At 39.4% G+C, this 13,698-nt stretch carries 13 protein-coding genes; 9 read left to right on the forward strand and 4 right to left on the reverse strand.

The window, feature by feature from the left end:
- Positions 1 to 214: 214 nt before the first annotated feature.
- Positions 215 to 1,282, reverse strand: a complete 1,068-nt coding sequence (namA, locus tag A3775_RS01345; RefSeq protein WP_066423532.1) for an NADPH dehydrogenase NamA — start codon at positions 1,280 to 1,282, stop codon at positions 215 to 217.
- Between the two features lie 25 nt (positions 1,283 to 1,307).
- Between namA and A3775_RS25180 the strand changes: the two genes are divergently transcribed.
- Entirely contained in the window at positions 1,308 to 1,433 is a 126-nt protein-coding gene (locus tag A3775_RS25180; protein WP_255362904.1) for a hypothetical protein, read from the forward strand.
- A 47-nt stretch (positions 1,434 to 1,480) separates the two neighbouring features.
- Here the strand turns inward: A3775_RS25180 and A3775_RS01350 are convergent, their stop codons facing one another.
- Positions 1,481 to 1,687: a hypothetical protein gene (locus A3775_RS01350; RefSeq protein WP_066381305.1), complete on the reverse strand. Its 207-nt coding sequence runs from the start codon at positions 1,685 to 1,687 to the stop codon at positions 1,481 to 1,483.
- Positions 1,688 to 2,813: 1,126 nt separating this feature from the next.
- Between A3775_RS01350 and A3775_RS01355 the strand changes: the two genes are divergently transcribed.
- From A3775_RS01355 to A3775_RS01365, 3 genes are all read left to right on the forward strand, one after another.
- Positions 2,814 to 3,095, forward strand: coding sequence for a hypothetical protein (locus tag A3775_RS01355; RefSeq protein ID WP_066381303.1), 282 nt, complete (start codon positions 2,814 to 2,816; stop codon positions 3,093 to 3,095).
- 49 nt (positions 3,096 to 3,144) lie between these two features.
- Positions 3,145 to 5,364, forward strand: a complete 2,220-nt coding sequence (locus A3775_RS01360) for a CHASE2 domain-containing protein (protein WP_066423538.1) — start codon at positions 3,145 to 3,147, stop codon at positions 5,362 to 5,364.
- 131 nt (positions 5,365 to 5,495) lie between these two features.
- Entirely contained in the window at positions 5,496 to 6,524 is a 1,029-nt protein-coding gene (locus A3775_RS01365; protein WP_066381299.1) for a VOC family protein, read from the forward strand.
- Between the two features lie 172 nt (positions 6,525 to 6,696).
- Here the strand turns inward: A3775_RS01365 and A3775_RS01370 are convergent, their stop codons facing one another.
- On the reverse strand, positions 6,697 to 7,089 hold the full coding sequence (locus A3775_RS01370; RefSeq protein ID WP_066381297.1) for a hypothetical protein: 393 nt from the start codon (positions 7,087 to 7,089) through the stop codon (positions 6,697 to 6,699).
- A 373-nt stretch (positions 7,090 to 7,462) separates the two neighbouring features.
- Between A3775_RS01370 and A3775_RS01375 the strand changes: the two genes are divergently transcribed.
- The 3 genes from A3775_RS01375 to A3775_RS01385 all read left to right on the forward strand — a co-directional run bounded on the left by A3775_RS01375 (position 7,463) and on the right by A3775_RS01385 (position 9,623).
- The gene (locus A3775_RS01375; protein WP_082803650.1) at positions 7,463 to 8,089 is read left to right on the forward strand and encodes a hypothetical protein; all 627 of its coding nucleotides are present in this window, start codon (positions 7,463 to 7,465) and stop codon (positions 8,087 to 8,089) included.
- Between the two features lie 365 nt (positions 8,090 to 8,454).
- Positions 8,455 to 8,964: a PRC-barrel domain-containing protein gene (locus A3775_RS01380; RefSeq protein ID WP_066381295.1), complete on the forward strand. Its 510-nt coding sequence runs from the start codon at positions 8,455 to 8,457 to the stop codon at positions 8,962 to 8,964.
- Positions 8,965 to 9,224: 260 nt separating this feature from the next.
- Positions 9,225 to 9,623, forward strand: a complete 399-nt coding sequence (locus A3775_RS01385; protein WP_066381293.1) for a hypothetical protein — start codon at positions 9,225 to 9,227, stop codon at positions 9,621 to 9,623.
- A 632-nt stretch (positions 9,624 to 10,255) separates the two neighbouring features.
- On the opposite strand, the gene A3775_RS01395 is transcribed toward A3775_RS01385, so the two are convergent.
- Complete coding sequence (locus tag A3775_RS01395) at positions 10,256 to 10,936, reverse strand: HAD family phosphatase (protein ID WP_066381292.1); 681 nt, start codon at positions 10,934 to 10,936, stop codon at positions 10,256 to 10,258.
- Between the two features lie 141 nt (positions 10,937 to 11,077).
- On the opposite strand from A3775_RS01395, the gene A3775_RS01400 reads away from it, so the two are divergent.
- Both A3775_RS01400 and A3775_RS01415 read left to right on the forward strand, forming a co-directional pair.
- Positions 11,078 to 11,848, forward strand: coding sequence for a glucosamine-6-phosphate deaminase (locus tag A3775_RS01400; protein WP_066381291.1), 771 nt, complete (start codon positions 11,078 to 11,080; stop codon positions 11,846 to 11,848).
- 759 nt (positions 11,849 to 12,607) lie between these two features.
- Positions 12,608 to 13,591, forward strand: coding sequence for a dienelactone hydrolase (locus tag A3775_RS01415; protein WP_066381286.1), 984 nt, complete (start codon positions 12,608 to 12,610; stop codon positions 13,589 to 13,591).
- The last annotated feature ends 107 nt before the right edge of the window (positions 13,592 to 13,698 follow it).

Below are 13,698 nucleotides of genomic sequence, written 5' to 3' on the forward strand. Positions count from 1 at the left end.
GACGGGATACCGGGAGTCGCTGAGAAGCCCACACTGTATTGCTTGCAATCAGTGTGGGAGTATGTCACTATATTTTGCACCTTTCCAAACATCCTCTTAGACAAGAGAGGACTAAAGTCCTCACTACGAACTCAAATTGTGTATTAGTCAACTCTTGTGGGATAAGCTCTCTAGTCCGTCCGGTGCAAGCAAAATGCCCACACTACAAGAGGAATCATAACCAAGCTCGGTCATACTGCACAGGCCAGTGTTTATCATATCCTAGTTGTTTGGCGGCTAAGTGCGGCCAGTAGGGATTGCGGAGTAGTTCGCGCCCTAAAAGCACTATGTCAGCTACGCCATTGTGAATGATTTTGTCTGCTTGTTCGGGGGAAGTGATCAAGCCAACTGCACCTGTGGGGATATTGGCTTCTTGACGAATATGTTGGGCAAACTGGGTTTGATATCCGGATTTTACTGGTATGTTGATTCCTGGTATAATTCCGCCGGAAGAACAATCAATTAAGTCTACACCTAGAGATTTAAGTTGTTGACTCAAGGTAATACTTTGTTCAATATCCCAGCCTTTGTCTACCCAATCAGTTGCAGAAATGCGGACAAACAAAGGGTATGTCTGGGGCCATACTTCTCTAACTGCGGTGACGATTTCTCGTAGTAAACGAGTCCGGTTTTCAAAGCTACCACCGTAATCATCTTGACGTTGGTTTACCAGAGGAGAGAGAAATTGATGCAGTAAGTAACCGTGGGCTGCATGAATTTCGATAATTTTGAAGCCAGCTTGTAGGGAACGTTGGGCGGCTCGAACAAAGGCTTGAATAAGTTGCTGTATTCCTTCTATAGTGAGGGCTTGGGGTACTGGACTGTCTTTATGAAAAGCGATCGCACTACTGGAAACAACAGGCCGCCAACCTTCTTGAGATTCATCTAGGGCTTTTCCGCCTTTACTGGGTTTGGCAGTGCTGGCTTTTCTCCCGGCATGGGCGAGTTGAATGCCAGCAACAGCCCCAAAGTTGTGGATTAACCCCACAATTTTGGCTAAATATTCAATGTGTTCATCTGACCAAATTCCCAAATCTTGGGGGGTAATTCGTCCCCGTGGTTCTACAGCCGCAGCTTCTGTAATGATTAAACCTGCACCACCTACGGCACGAGACGCTAAATGAACCAAGTGCCAGTCGTTAGCAAATCCATTGGTGCTGGAATATTGACACATGGGTGACATGGCGATGCGATTGCGAAAGGAAACTTCACGAATTTTGAATGGTTCAAATAGGTGTGCCATTGATATTAATTCCTTCTGTAGTCAGGTGAAAGAACTTAAAGATGGAATTGGCTCTAAACCGCAAGGCGATCGCTATTCCTCAAACCGAACTTGGCTAGTTTACATTAAATTAATTAGCAATCAGAGTAATCATGCCAAAGTCTATAGATAGGTGAATTACCCCTATCACCAAGCTGATAACTGAAGATTTTCTCAATCTCAGATTTTGTTACCTTGTGCCTCTTTCATCAAGGTTTGGGAATTATCTAGAGATTTAAGTTGATTTTCTGTATAATATGCCCAAATATCATATTTTTCTGGAGTTTTATCACTTATTATCTCTAAATCCTCTGGGATTTTAGTATATTGACAAGTTGTATATATTTCTTCACATAAAATTTCTCTTTCAAGTTGTCCAAAAAACATGATGGCAATCTCCTTTGCTTTACAATGCTTAACTTTGCATAAAATATTGCAACTATCTCATGCTTGTTTTAATATTTAATTAATAGAATTTTTTAAAGAAACTATATAAATAGGTTTATGTAAGATGAAGGATTACTCATGATTTATTCTTCATCCTACACGTTTTTACTTATCAATTAAATACTGAAATAATATGCAATGGTTAAGTTTTTTTAAACAAAAACTTGACTGGAAATCGTTGATTAATCTGTTAAGTCATATCTTGCATCATGTTCAAACAGCGTCGCTCCCTGCACAGCCAACAACGTAAAAATAAGGGTTGGAGGCAATATTAAGCAATGCCCACCCTACAACAATGGTGATTAAGCGACTCTTGCAAAATATATGTTTAACCGATATTTTTTTGCTTCATTCTTACCTGTTTTCTGGGATTCCTCATCACTGACGCACCAAGGGGAAATACCACAGGCTAATCTAAAACTGATTGCTTATATACAGCAGATTGGGGGTAAATGAGGTACAAATTTTAGGAATAAAGCCTGATGCTAAGATACTTTCACACCTGTTCCCTGTTCCCTGCTGTATAAATTAGTCTATAGTACATTAATTTGACCGATTAACAGTATTTTATAGCAACAAAATATAGAAGTTTATTAAGATTTCCTGAGATTGCTCACTAAACTTAAAAAATAAAGGACAAGAGTTATACTCCTGTCCTCGATAATCAAAAAAGCAAATGGTGTGCCGAATACGTCAGATGCTCCTGATGATATAAAACTTATGTGGTCTGATCTATATAAGATTGTGAGCGACCAATGCCGATCATTAGATCGACTGCTTGCTTTCCAGAAGGAGAAGCTATCACATCAAATAAATATACCGCATCCTAGTGAGAATTACGATAATTTTGGCGAATTATGTCAAAAAAATTCAGTTTTGCTGTAAGTTCGTGGTGAGACTTGGTAAAAATAGGCGATGGCATCTGATCATCTGACAATTTTAACTATCCAAGCGGAAAATATCACCTCGCTGCCGTTGTCCGTAAATTTTGTGGTTAAATTGGACATCAAGTATCATGCAAGCTGTTTAACCTAGAAGTAATAGCTTGTACATGGGAGATAAAAACATGAGGATTTGGCTAGCTTGCTTTTTGGTATTGTTTGCCTTAGCAGAACTGTTTGACTGGTTAAAAAAGTTTTCTCTACCGTTACCTATTTACATTTTAGGCGGGGCTTTTTTAGCTGTGGCTTCTAATTATGACAAGATTATTGGGTACTATTTTAATGATGCAACAGTTGAGGCATCACTAGAACCGTCTCAGCTAGAATCTTATGCGCCTTCTGCTAACCCGGTTTCTTTAACAGCTTCCCAGCCTGTAGAAGATTCTCAACAACAACAGACAGGTTGAGGCTGTGTTTTTTCACTCTGACTAAAATCCAGGCTATCTCCCCAATGCAGTGATTAGTGGAATATTTAATCAACTCCGAACCGCCTTGATCAAAGACAAAGTTTACCGTGACACTGGTAGCAATCAAAACTGGTGGCAGATAATTTTAGTCACTAGCCTGGGAGTGAGTGCGGTAATCTGGGGAGTGCGGGAATTGAAATGGTTGCAGTCGTGGGAGTTGAAAGCTTATGATCAGATGTTGCGATCGCGTCCTGTAGAACCACCTGATCCCCGGATTTTAGTGGTAACAATTACAGAAGAAGATTTAGCCCCAGAAACATGGCCGCTTTCCGATACCACTATCAACCAACTCTTAGCCAAACTAGAATCTTATCAGCCCCGTGTGATTGGTCTGAATATTTACCGACTTCACCAAAACAATTTAGCCAAGGGACTAAAACATCCCCACAAGATTATTGCCACTTGTTTGTTCAGTAGTATGGGCAGGTCAGAAATTTCACCTCCGCCCAATTTCCCAATGAATAATGTTGGCTATAATGACTTAATTCCTGATAGTGCAGAAGACCAAATCATCCGGCGTGGTTTATTATTTGCTGAGTCCACAGACAGCCAATGTACTACACAATTTTCCTTTGCGGCTTTGGTAGCAATTAGCTATCTAGAACAGGCAGGTATTGATGTAGATTTCATCGACCCACACAATTTTTATCTTGGTAAAACTATCTTTCCCATCTTAACAGCTAATTCCGGTAGCTACGAAGGCTTGAATGCAGCAGGTTATCAAATACTGCTAAATTACCGCCATCCTGATCATTTAGCTGCAACTGTTACCCTCACACAAGTTCTCAACAACCAAGTTAACCCCAACTTAGTTAAAGACCGTCTAGTAATTATCGGCACAACAGCCGCCAGTGTTCACCCTGGTTTATATACGCCCTATAGCGCGGCTGCAAATCAACCAGCAAGAACACCTACTGTTTTTATCCACACACAAATAGCTAGTCAAATTCTCAGTACAGTATTAGATAGGCGGCCTCTGATTTGGTATTGGCCTGATTGGGTGGAAGCGGTATGGATTTGGGGTTGGTCATTAGTTGGTACTGTTGTCACATGGCGAGTGCGACATCCTTTATTATTGGTGGTTTTCGGAGGTATAACCCTCACAGGTTTGCTAGGGATATGTGCTGTGATGTTTTTCAAGGCTGGTTGGTTGCCTGTGATTCCACCAGCTTTAGCTGTAGTCATGAGTGGCGTAAGTGTGATGACTTACACTACATACACAACTCAGCAGCAAGCTAAGTTAATCATGCAGCAAGTGGAACAACAACAAGAAGCGATTGAGCAGTTAAATATCTTATTACAAGAAACCACATCCACCGCCGATACTACAGCACTTTATGACCTACATTCTCACAATCCGGCTAAGATTTTACCACCAGAAAAAAGCACTGGTAACTTACTTTTGGGTGGACGTTACCAAATGATTAAAGTGATTGGTGCAGGAGGATTTGGACGCACTTATTTAGCTGAAGATACTCAAAGACCAGGTAATCCTAGTTGTGTGGTGAAACAGTTAATGCCGGCACGCCGGGATGCGAAATTTTTACAAGTGGCGCGGCGGTTATTTAATACGGAAGCAGAAATTTTAGAAGTGTTGGGTAAACATCCCCAAATTCCCAGCCTGTTTGCTTATTTTGAAATCGATGCAGAATTTTATTTAGTACAAGACTATATTCCTGGTAACACATTAAATGAGGAATTACCACCTACAGCAAATGCTAAGAGTGAAGCTTTTGTGATGGGAATGCTCAAAGAAGTATTAGAAATTTTAGCTCATGTACATGAGCGTCGCGTGATTCATCGAGATATTAAACCGACAAATATTATTAGATCCGCAAAAGATAATCGATTAGTGTTAATTGATTTTGGTGCAGTAAAATTAATGCAACCACCAAGTAGCGAGGAAACAGAATTAGCTACGGTGGCGATTGGCACGCGGGGATATGCACCACCAGAACAATTTGCCGGACATCCGCGTTTAGCTAGTGATATTTATGCTGTGGGGATGATGGGGATTCAAGCACTCACAGGTATATCACCGCAAGAACTCCAGCCAGATCCAAAAACAGGTAATGTGATGTGGCGACAAACTACAAATGTTAGGCAAGAATTAGCCGAAATTTTAGATAAAATGGTGCGTTATCATTTTAGCGATCGCTATCAATCTGCTGCTGCTGTTTTGCGAGATTTAAATCAGATTAATGATTGAATATATAAATAATATCCCCGGATATTTTTTTAAATAAATGATTAGATTAATAGGTTTTGTCCAAAAAGTATAGTATGTTTGCAAAACTATTCCGGTAGACTAGATTAGTCGAGCATTAATCAAAATTAGGCATGAATCTGGGGCAAAAAACTGCAATTGAAGGGATATATGAAGTTTGTATTGGTGTTCCCGATGCGATTTTTGCAATTCAATACTGGGAACAATTTGGCTATCGTATTGGTCAAATGGGGGAACTATCCCCTAGTGCAGCCTATCAATTGTATGGCGTGAATTCAGGTTTACGCTCGATTCGCCTATACCACCAAAATGCAGATCATGGTTTGATTCGGTTGATGGTGTGGCAAAATCCTACAAATCCAGGGTTAGGGTTAACCTCGATGAAAGTTAAGGGTAATCGCTGGGCGACTACTTTAACAGCTGATATCTTAACTATGTTAAATCATGCAGAGGAAGCAAAAGCCGCAGGTCGGGCTATTCGCTACAGCTATCCTTACTGGGAAGTCATCTACCAAAAAGAGAATAAAAGCCGCCCTTTTATCGATCCGATGCTGGGAGTGCGAGAAATGCTGCTATTGCAACCATTGACTCGACAGGTTTTGTTTCAAAGGTTTGGCTATACTTTACCCGATTACGGAAAAATTAACCACGGTTGCGCTTTCCAGACTAGCCAGTTTACCCACATGGGGATTATTGTTCAAGATGACAGCAAGGAAAGCCTGAAATTTTATGAAGATGTTTTGGGTTTGTTGCGGGTGCGTGATGATGTGGAGACTAGCTATGAGTCTTCTCTAGCGGGTAGAGATATGTTTGATTTACAACCAGGGGAAAAGTTTATTGTCACTACCTTTGATGATCCCCGTTCCTCTCAGGATGACTTGATGGCGGCGCGTAGTGGTAGGTTGTATGTGATTCGCTTTCCCAATGCGATGAATTTAGATTCACGGTTTGAAGCAGCGCAACCGGGTAGTTTGGGGATGTCACTATATACTTACCGGGTGCGGGGAATAGAAACATATTGCGATCGCATCAAGGCGAGTCCAGTATTAAAATTTACCAACATTGTCGAAAATGAGTTTCGTGAGAAAAGTTTCTCCTTCGTTGCACCTGATGGCTACTTCTGGAATTTGGTGGCAGGTTAGAGACTGGGGATTGGGGATTGGGAAAGAGAAAGAATTGGGACTCTTTGCAGGGGGAAAAGGGGAAATTCCTCTCCCCCTTGCTCCCTGCTCCCCTGCTCCCTATTCCCCACTCCCTTACCTGAACAATGCCGAAACGATGGTTTGCCTTGATTTTATTTTGTTTACCTTGTGTTTAAAATTTAGTCACTGTGAGTTTTAACCCAGAATCAAGCCGGGGTACTTTGAGATAGTCTACTGGTTCAGTGCGTTGCGGAATTTGTGCATTTGCCGCCTGTTGACATTTCTTTAAAATGGCATCAGGATTTTCTAGGAATTCCAATGGATTAATGTTCCGACATCCTTGTTCTTGTACTACTAAAATTGAACTGGCAGTATCTTGTAGATGATTACTTTGGTCGATAGCGTTTTTCCAGGTACTATCTATCGTTACGGCTTCTGTGAACAAAGCCGCAGCTTGATGAGGTTCGCCTAAGATTTTTAGCGGTTTTTCTGGATTAGCATAGGCACTTTGGTTGAGGGCGATCGCACATAAGACAATCGCTAAATTTATAGAATAGTATTTCATAGTTACATCACTCTAAAAATAACAATTTGTTAGCAGTATAAACTTGACAATATTCATTGTCTTCCTGATTGTAATTAAGATAGTTCTAGCAAAAATACTTGTATAAATCTAGCTTGTTAATTAAACTCAACAAACTCTTGATACAGTTACTCAATATCAGTATCACCAATTTACATCCAGCTAGATGCTGATGATTGGGTTCAGTAGTCAGAAGTAATGAGATACTAAAGCAGAAGGTATAGTTTTAACTTCCAACTTTTTTCATCAGCAATTATCAACCCAACCATAGATTTATCGTCATGCGAAAGTCATACCGGAGGGCAGGAAGAATTAGTTGAATATGTACAAGTAACTGAGGGAAAAAATTGTGTTCATGAGAATTTGGGCTGTGACAATTGTACTAACTTCTTCTTTACTGATGTCTGGGGTGATTCATACCTCAGCCCTAGCCAACAATGCTAAAACATCTTCTCAATCAATATCTCAGCCTCAGCCAAACAATAGTACAAATATTTCTGTGACTAAAGCTGAGTTTGGGGTGGCAAAAGTTGACTCTCAAGGCAAAATAACCTTCATCCCAACTATGAAAGTACCACTAGAAAAAGGTAAAAAATACGGTTGGCGAATTCAACTTCAAAATGTTAAGGGTGAAGTGACATGGCGCGAAGTTCTCAGCTTGCCAAAACCCCCAGAAACCTGGGCTACAGATAACGGCGAAAACTTTACTCTCTCGTCAGATGGCACTGAAGCCATATCAAAACGTACACAACTACCCAAAGATGGCGTAATTGAAAATTTTTGGGCGATCGCACCCGGAGATCCACCAGGTAAGCATAAAATACAAGTCTATATTGAAGACCGTTTGATTGCTAATTTTGAGTTTGAAGTTGTAGCGCAACAACAGCAGAAGCTAAATAACAGCCCGTTGCGAAGCCAGTCGCCTAGGCAGCGTTCCCAACTTGAGCCAACTGGCGTTGGTGGACAGAAGTCCAGAATTTAGAAAAATAAATTATCAAGACAAAACTATCAACCCGGTTTCTGCAAAAAAACCGGGTTTTTACTCCTAAATACCTTAACTACAAATTAATTTGAAGTTTTACCGACGTAAACAATAGCGAGCAGTCTAAAATTATCGTATGTAATTTATCATCTCATTTTTTTGCATAAATACTTGAATACATCTCATATAAATCAAAAATTATCTTTGGTTAACTAGCTTTCAAAGTAACAAGCTGAACCGTTAAATATAACTGTGACAGTAATTATCTATCTCATCTTTCATCCTTGAGTTAGATAGCATTAAACTCTCAAAGATTTAAGGTCGGTAATAGATAAGATTAATTTTGTGGCAGGAATATATTAACAATGGCTTTGTACAAACTTGATGAATATTATCCCGACTACAGTACCGACCTGTTTGATGGTTATGACATCAAAACTTTTGATGTTTATGCTGAAAACGACAAAGTTGGTTCTGTACAGAACGTTTTAGTTGATGAAACTGATGGTAGTTTCCGTTATTTCATCATAGATACAGGTTTCTGGGTATTTGGTAAAAAAGTATTGCTTCCCGTAGGTTTAGCTCGCCTAGATTATAATACTCGACACGTTTATGTACCTGGTTTGACTAAACAACAAGTAGAGGATTTGCCAGAGTTTAGCGAGGATTTAGCAATCGATAGAGAGTATGAAGAAAGAGTCAGAGGTGTGTATCGTCCCACCCTGACAACAGTACCTCCATCACCGTTTGAATATGATATTGCTACCTATAACTATCGGCAAGAACCTTACTTTTACGATATCACTGATCCCCGACTCAGGAGCTATCAACAACGCCTCATAGATAGAAGAGGTCGTCCTACCGTGGGAGTATGATTAAGACTCTGTATCTGTCAAAAGTGAAATTTATTGTAGAGATGTAGAAACTACATCTCTGCCATTAAAACTCTGATTTTCTGTATTTTCTCGCGGTAATTTCAAATTTTAAGTTTATTTATAAGTTGCTTCGATATTAGATAACTAAATTCAGAACCTCAAAACCATTGATTATTATTAAATATTTGCAGGTTACTAACTGGTAAATAACTAGAATCAGCAAATTTTTAAAAAATATTTTTTACTAAGAGGTATAACTTATGTATGGTAGTAATGGGTCTGATCAATTTAACCTATTGAGAGAAAAGAATTTTAATCAAGCAAGACAAATACAAACCGACCTAGTTAAGACTGAAGCTAATCAAACAATACCAACACAGACACCACTAGATGGCTTTCCGAGTCCCAACGGTGCATTACTGTTGATTCCCTTTGGCTTAATGACAGTGTGTGCAATTATTACTTTGAAATGTTTGAATACATGGAATCTGGCAAAAAATAAAATTGACGCTTTGACACATACCCTACAATCTCCATGCAGAAATTGTCAGTATTTTGCTAATAATCCTTATATGAAGTGTGCTGTGCGTCCTGATATTGCTCTCACAGACAAAGCAATTGATTGTCCTGATTACTGCCCCAAACATGGGTGTAAATAACTATTTTTAAACATAGTTTCTATTTTCTGTGCTTGCCACCAAATTTATGAACAATCTGGAGCAAAAAAAATGGCATGAGAGAACCTTGATCAGAGTGTTGGCTCTTTTGCTTCTACCTTTGATTGTAGGTGGACTTTACTTCATTTCTACCAACATAATCCTCAACAGACCAACACCTGCTCCCATTACTCCTGATAATTCAACATTAGATAATCAAGTTAACTGATATCTTGCAGCATTCTCAATAAGTGTAGGGCGATGCACTGCCCCAAACGGAAAAATCAGGTTTTGAGCGAATTTTTAGCTGTGCATCGCCTGACTTTAATTGCAATCAAGCAACTGGTGCAAGATGTAAGTTATGCAGATATATTTAAGTTAAAGTTAAATATATTTCTATGAATATTTATTAAGATACACATTCAGTCTCGACTTTATTTTATGGTGTGTTTTCCTAGACGTATAAAATCCAAAAATTAAATATTTTGTTGTTCTATCAATAATTTATTAATTGTTTTGCTACTAATTGGCATTTTTTAACCCTAGATTGAGTTTCCCCGCCCTTAATCAGGACAGGGATTCTGGGTAAAAATCAGCAAATTTGTTCAAATTTATCACTAAATCTGGTGCGAGGATTATGAACTAATCACACTCACATCTGCCTCTATCAATGAATTCAAGAATGTCCATAACTGCAAATCAGTAAAATCTGGGATAACCATAAATGCCCCAATATCTCGCAAAACCTGGGGATTATGTGTAGAAGCAATGCCAATGGTACGAATACCAGCAGCTACAGCCGCACGAATTCCAGAAGGAGAATCTTCTAAAGCTATTGCTTGTGCTGCTGAAATTCCTAATTTACTTAAGGCTACTTGATAGGGTTCTGGGTCAGGTTTACCTGCTGTACAGTCATCTGCTAATATAACTTGTTCAAAATTTTCTGTGATTTGCAAAACCTCCAGCATAAACTCTGCATTTAATCTGGGGGCATTAGTTACTAAAGCACGTTTTAACTGATGTGTTTCTGTCCAGGCTATGAGTTCAGAAAAGCCGCTTAATGGTTGCAGATGGGAAGCTAGTTGGCGAAACATTGCCTCTTTTTCGTCTGCGAATTCTTGTCCTGCTGCTGCTGATAACTCTGGTAGGATATCTTTAATAATTTCTGGGTTTAATCGTCCACTTATTCGAGATTTGTAGAATGTTTCATCTATGTCTATGCTGTATCTCCACAGCATTTTTTGCCAAGCTTGGTAGTGGATCGGGTCAGTATTGACAATAGTTCCGTCTAAATCAAACAGAATTGCAGCTAGCATGACTTTTGGTTAAATGTAAATAATTGTTAACTTAATTTACATACTTTACATCGTTTTTGGTTATTAGTCATCGTTGCTAGCATGAAAAAGGGGGTAGGAAATGGGGAAACAGTTCTTTATGACCACTTTCTGTGAAAGCAAATGGTAGCCGCTACAAGATTTTTTCACGTCGATCATCTGCGGGTTCAGATTTATCAATCTGAGGCTGATATGGCTGAGGATGTTGCAGCTATTGCCCGTCAGTATTTACATTCTGTTTTGCAACAACAAGATACAGCTGCTGTTTTATTGGCAACAGGTAATTCCCAACTCAAATTTTTGGATGCTTTGATTGCTTTGGGTGGTTTAGATTGGTCACGAATTACTTTGTTCCATTTAGATGAATATTTGGGAATTAGTGCTGATCATCCTGCTAGTTTTCGGCGATATATGCGCGAACGTGTAGAACAACGAGTCTATCCACGGAGATTTCACTATATCGCTGGTGATACATTGGAACCGTTAACAGAATGCGATCGCTATACTCAACTATTGCAAGCACAACCCCTAGACTTATGCTGTCTAGGTGTAGGCGAAAATGGTCACTTGGCTTTTAATGATCCAGCAGTAGCCAATTTTCAAGATTCTTACAGCGTCAAATTGGTGAAACTAGATACAGCCAATCGCCAACAACAAGTCAATACAGGTCAATTCCCAAACCTTGATAGTGTTCCGCAGTACGCTTTTACTGTGACTTTGCCGTTGATTTGTTCAGCCAAAAAAATCCTTTGTCTAGCACCAGAATCACGCAAGGCACAGGTAGTTAAAACTATGTTACAAGGGACAATTAATACAGATTGTCCGGCTTCAATTCTGCGTCAACAACCACAAGCAAATTTGTTTTTAGACCAGAATTCTGCTAGCTTGCTGTAAAACAAATTCAAAACTCAGAATTCTGGGAGCAATTTTTACTAATCCCCAATTTCCAATCCCCCATCCCTACTTTTTTAAAACTAGACAAGCAAGCTTCAAGATGTTCACAGTCTTCACATTGTAATTCTTTGCCCGGATTTGGACATCCACAAGGAGGATTCACAAAGCATTCAGCCGGATTTTTCGGGGGTAAATGTTTTTTAAATATCAATTGTAAAGTTGCTTCTTGTAGACAAAAAATACAATCTCGCACCATAATCATGCTCCTTCTTAGGTGGAAATACTATGCTACTGACCACCTAATCCATGCTGACACTTTATCTTCTACTATAAAGACTCGCTTTTGCGAATTTGCACTTTCAGCTACAAGGACTTTCAATGTTATTGTCTGTACATTATTGATCAAGTAGTTGCCATAACCAACAACTTTTCCTAAATGCCCAGTTTGTTGATTAAGGACATAATCTCCTATGGAGAACATAGCAGCACTGTAATAATTTTAAGATATAAAATCCCTATCAATTAAATTTTCTCCGAGCAAATAAATAAATACTTCATACTGGGAGAGCGATTTATTTTTAACTTGAGAAATATATTTGTATCCAGCAAAATCTTACCTAGGATATAAGCGTAGTTTTATATTTTGTAGTAAACGATTTATGGAGGTTAAAAATTCAGCTAAAACGGCGGTAATTACTGTTTATAGATGTAATATGGGGTTATTTACTTAATTCTTACAGTTATAGTCGGAAGCAGTATATGACAGTTCGTGCATTCTTTGAGGCTGCCAGTGTTGAAAGTGACCAATCTCCTTATGATGTAATTCACCTGAAGATTTTTTATCCGGCAAAAATGTCGGGAAATCACCTAGAAAAAGCTGAAGGAATTGTACCTGTGAATCCCGAACAGGCTCCCTTTCCTGTAGTGATTTTCTTTAATGGCGTTAACTGTGATGCACAACTATATCAATGGTTAGCCGTTAAATTGGCTGAACGCGGTTTGGTGGTAGTTCTATTTAACTGGATTGCACAAAATATACCTGGGGTAACTTCTCTGACTCCAGGTGTAGATATTGCTAAGTGGCAACCCAAAACCTACGGAACTGCACCCACAGCTTCGGCTTTACCAACATTGCTAGCTAAACTAGAAGCCTTACAGCAACAGGGTATTTTGGCTGGGATGCTGGATTTGCAACGGATAATTTTAGGTGGACATTCGGCGGGTGGTAGAGTAGCTATTGAAAATGCTCACCCGAATTTTTTCCCGCAAGTGATCGCGTCTTTTGCCTACGGCGCACATACGGCTGGTGCAGTCATGTCGGGATATGAACCGGGTACTATTTTAGCCTTACCAGACTCTTTACCGATGTTACTGATGGGCGGAACTTGTGATGGGGTGATTACCAATAGCAGCGATCGCTATGGTATCACTGCCGGAGATGCTACTACCCCCGTGATTCGGACATTCCGAGAAGCGATCGCAGGAGGACGCAATGATAGCTATCTGCTACTACTCGAAGGAGCTAATCACTTCTCAATGGTTGATAATTTCGATTCTACTACCGCTAGACCTTTTCTTGATTTTCCCCCTACCCAATCACCAGAAAACATTCGTTTACTGATGGCAAACATCATCGGTTTGTTTATTGATACTTATGTTCGCCAAAAATCAGAGGCATCACACGAGTTACAACAATTGCTCAATACTACCAATCCTTTGATCCATTCCTGGGAACGTAAGTAATTTTTCATTGTTTGTATTATTTGATAAAAAACAGGACTTACGCAACTGGCATATTAGTAGGGTGCGTCAGAGTAGATGATTCTGTAATAATTAACAGATTTTTGACA

Source organism: Anabaena sp. 4-3, from assembly GCF_001597745.1.
Lineage (GTDB): Bacteria > Cyanobacteriota > Cyanobacteriia > Cyanobacteriales > Nostocaceae > Trichormus.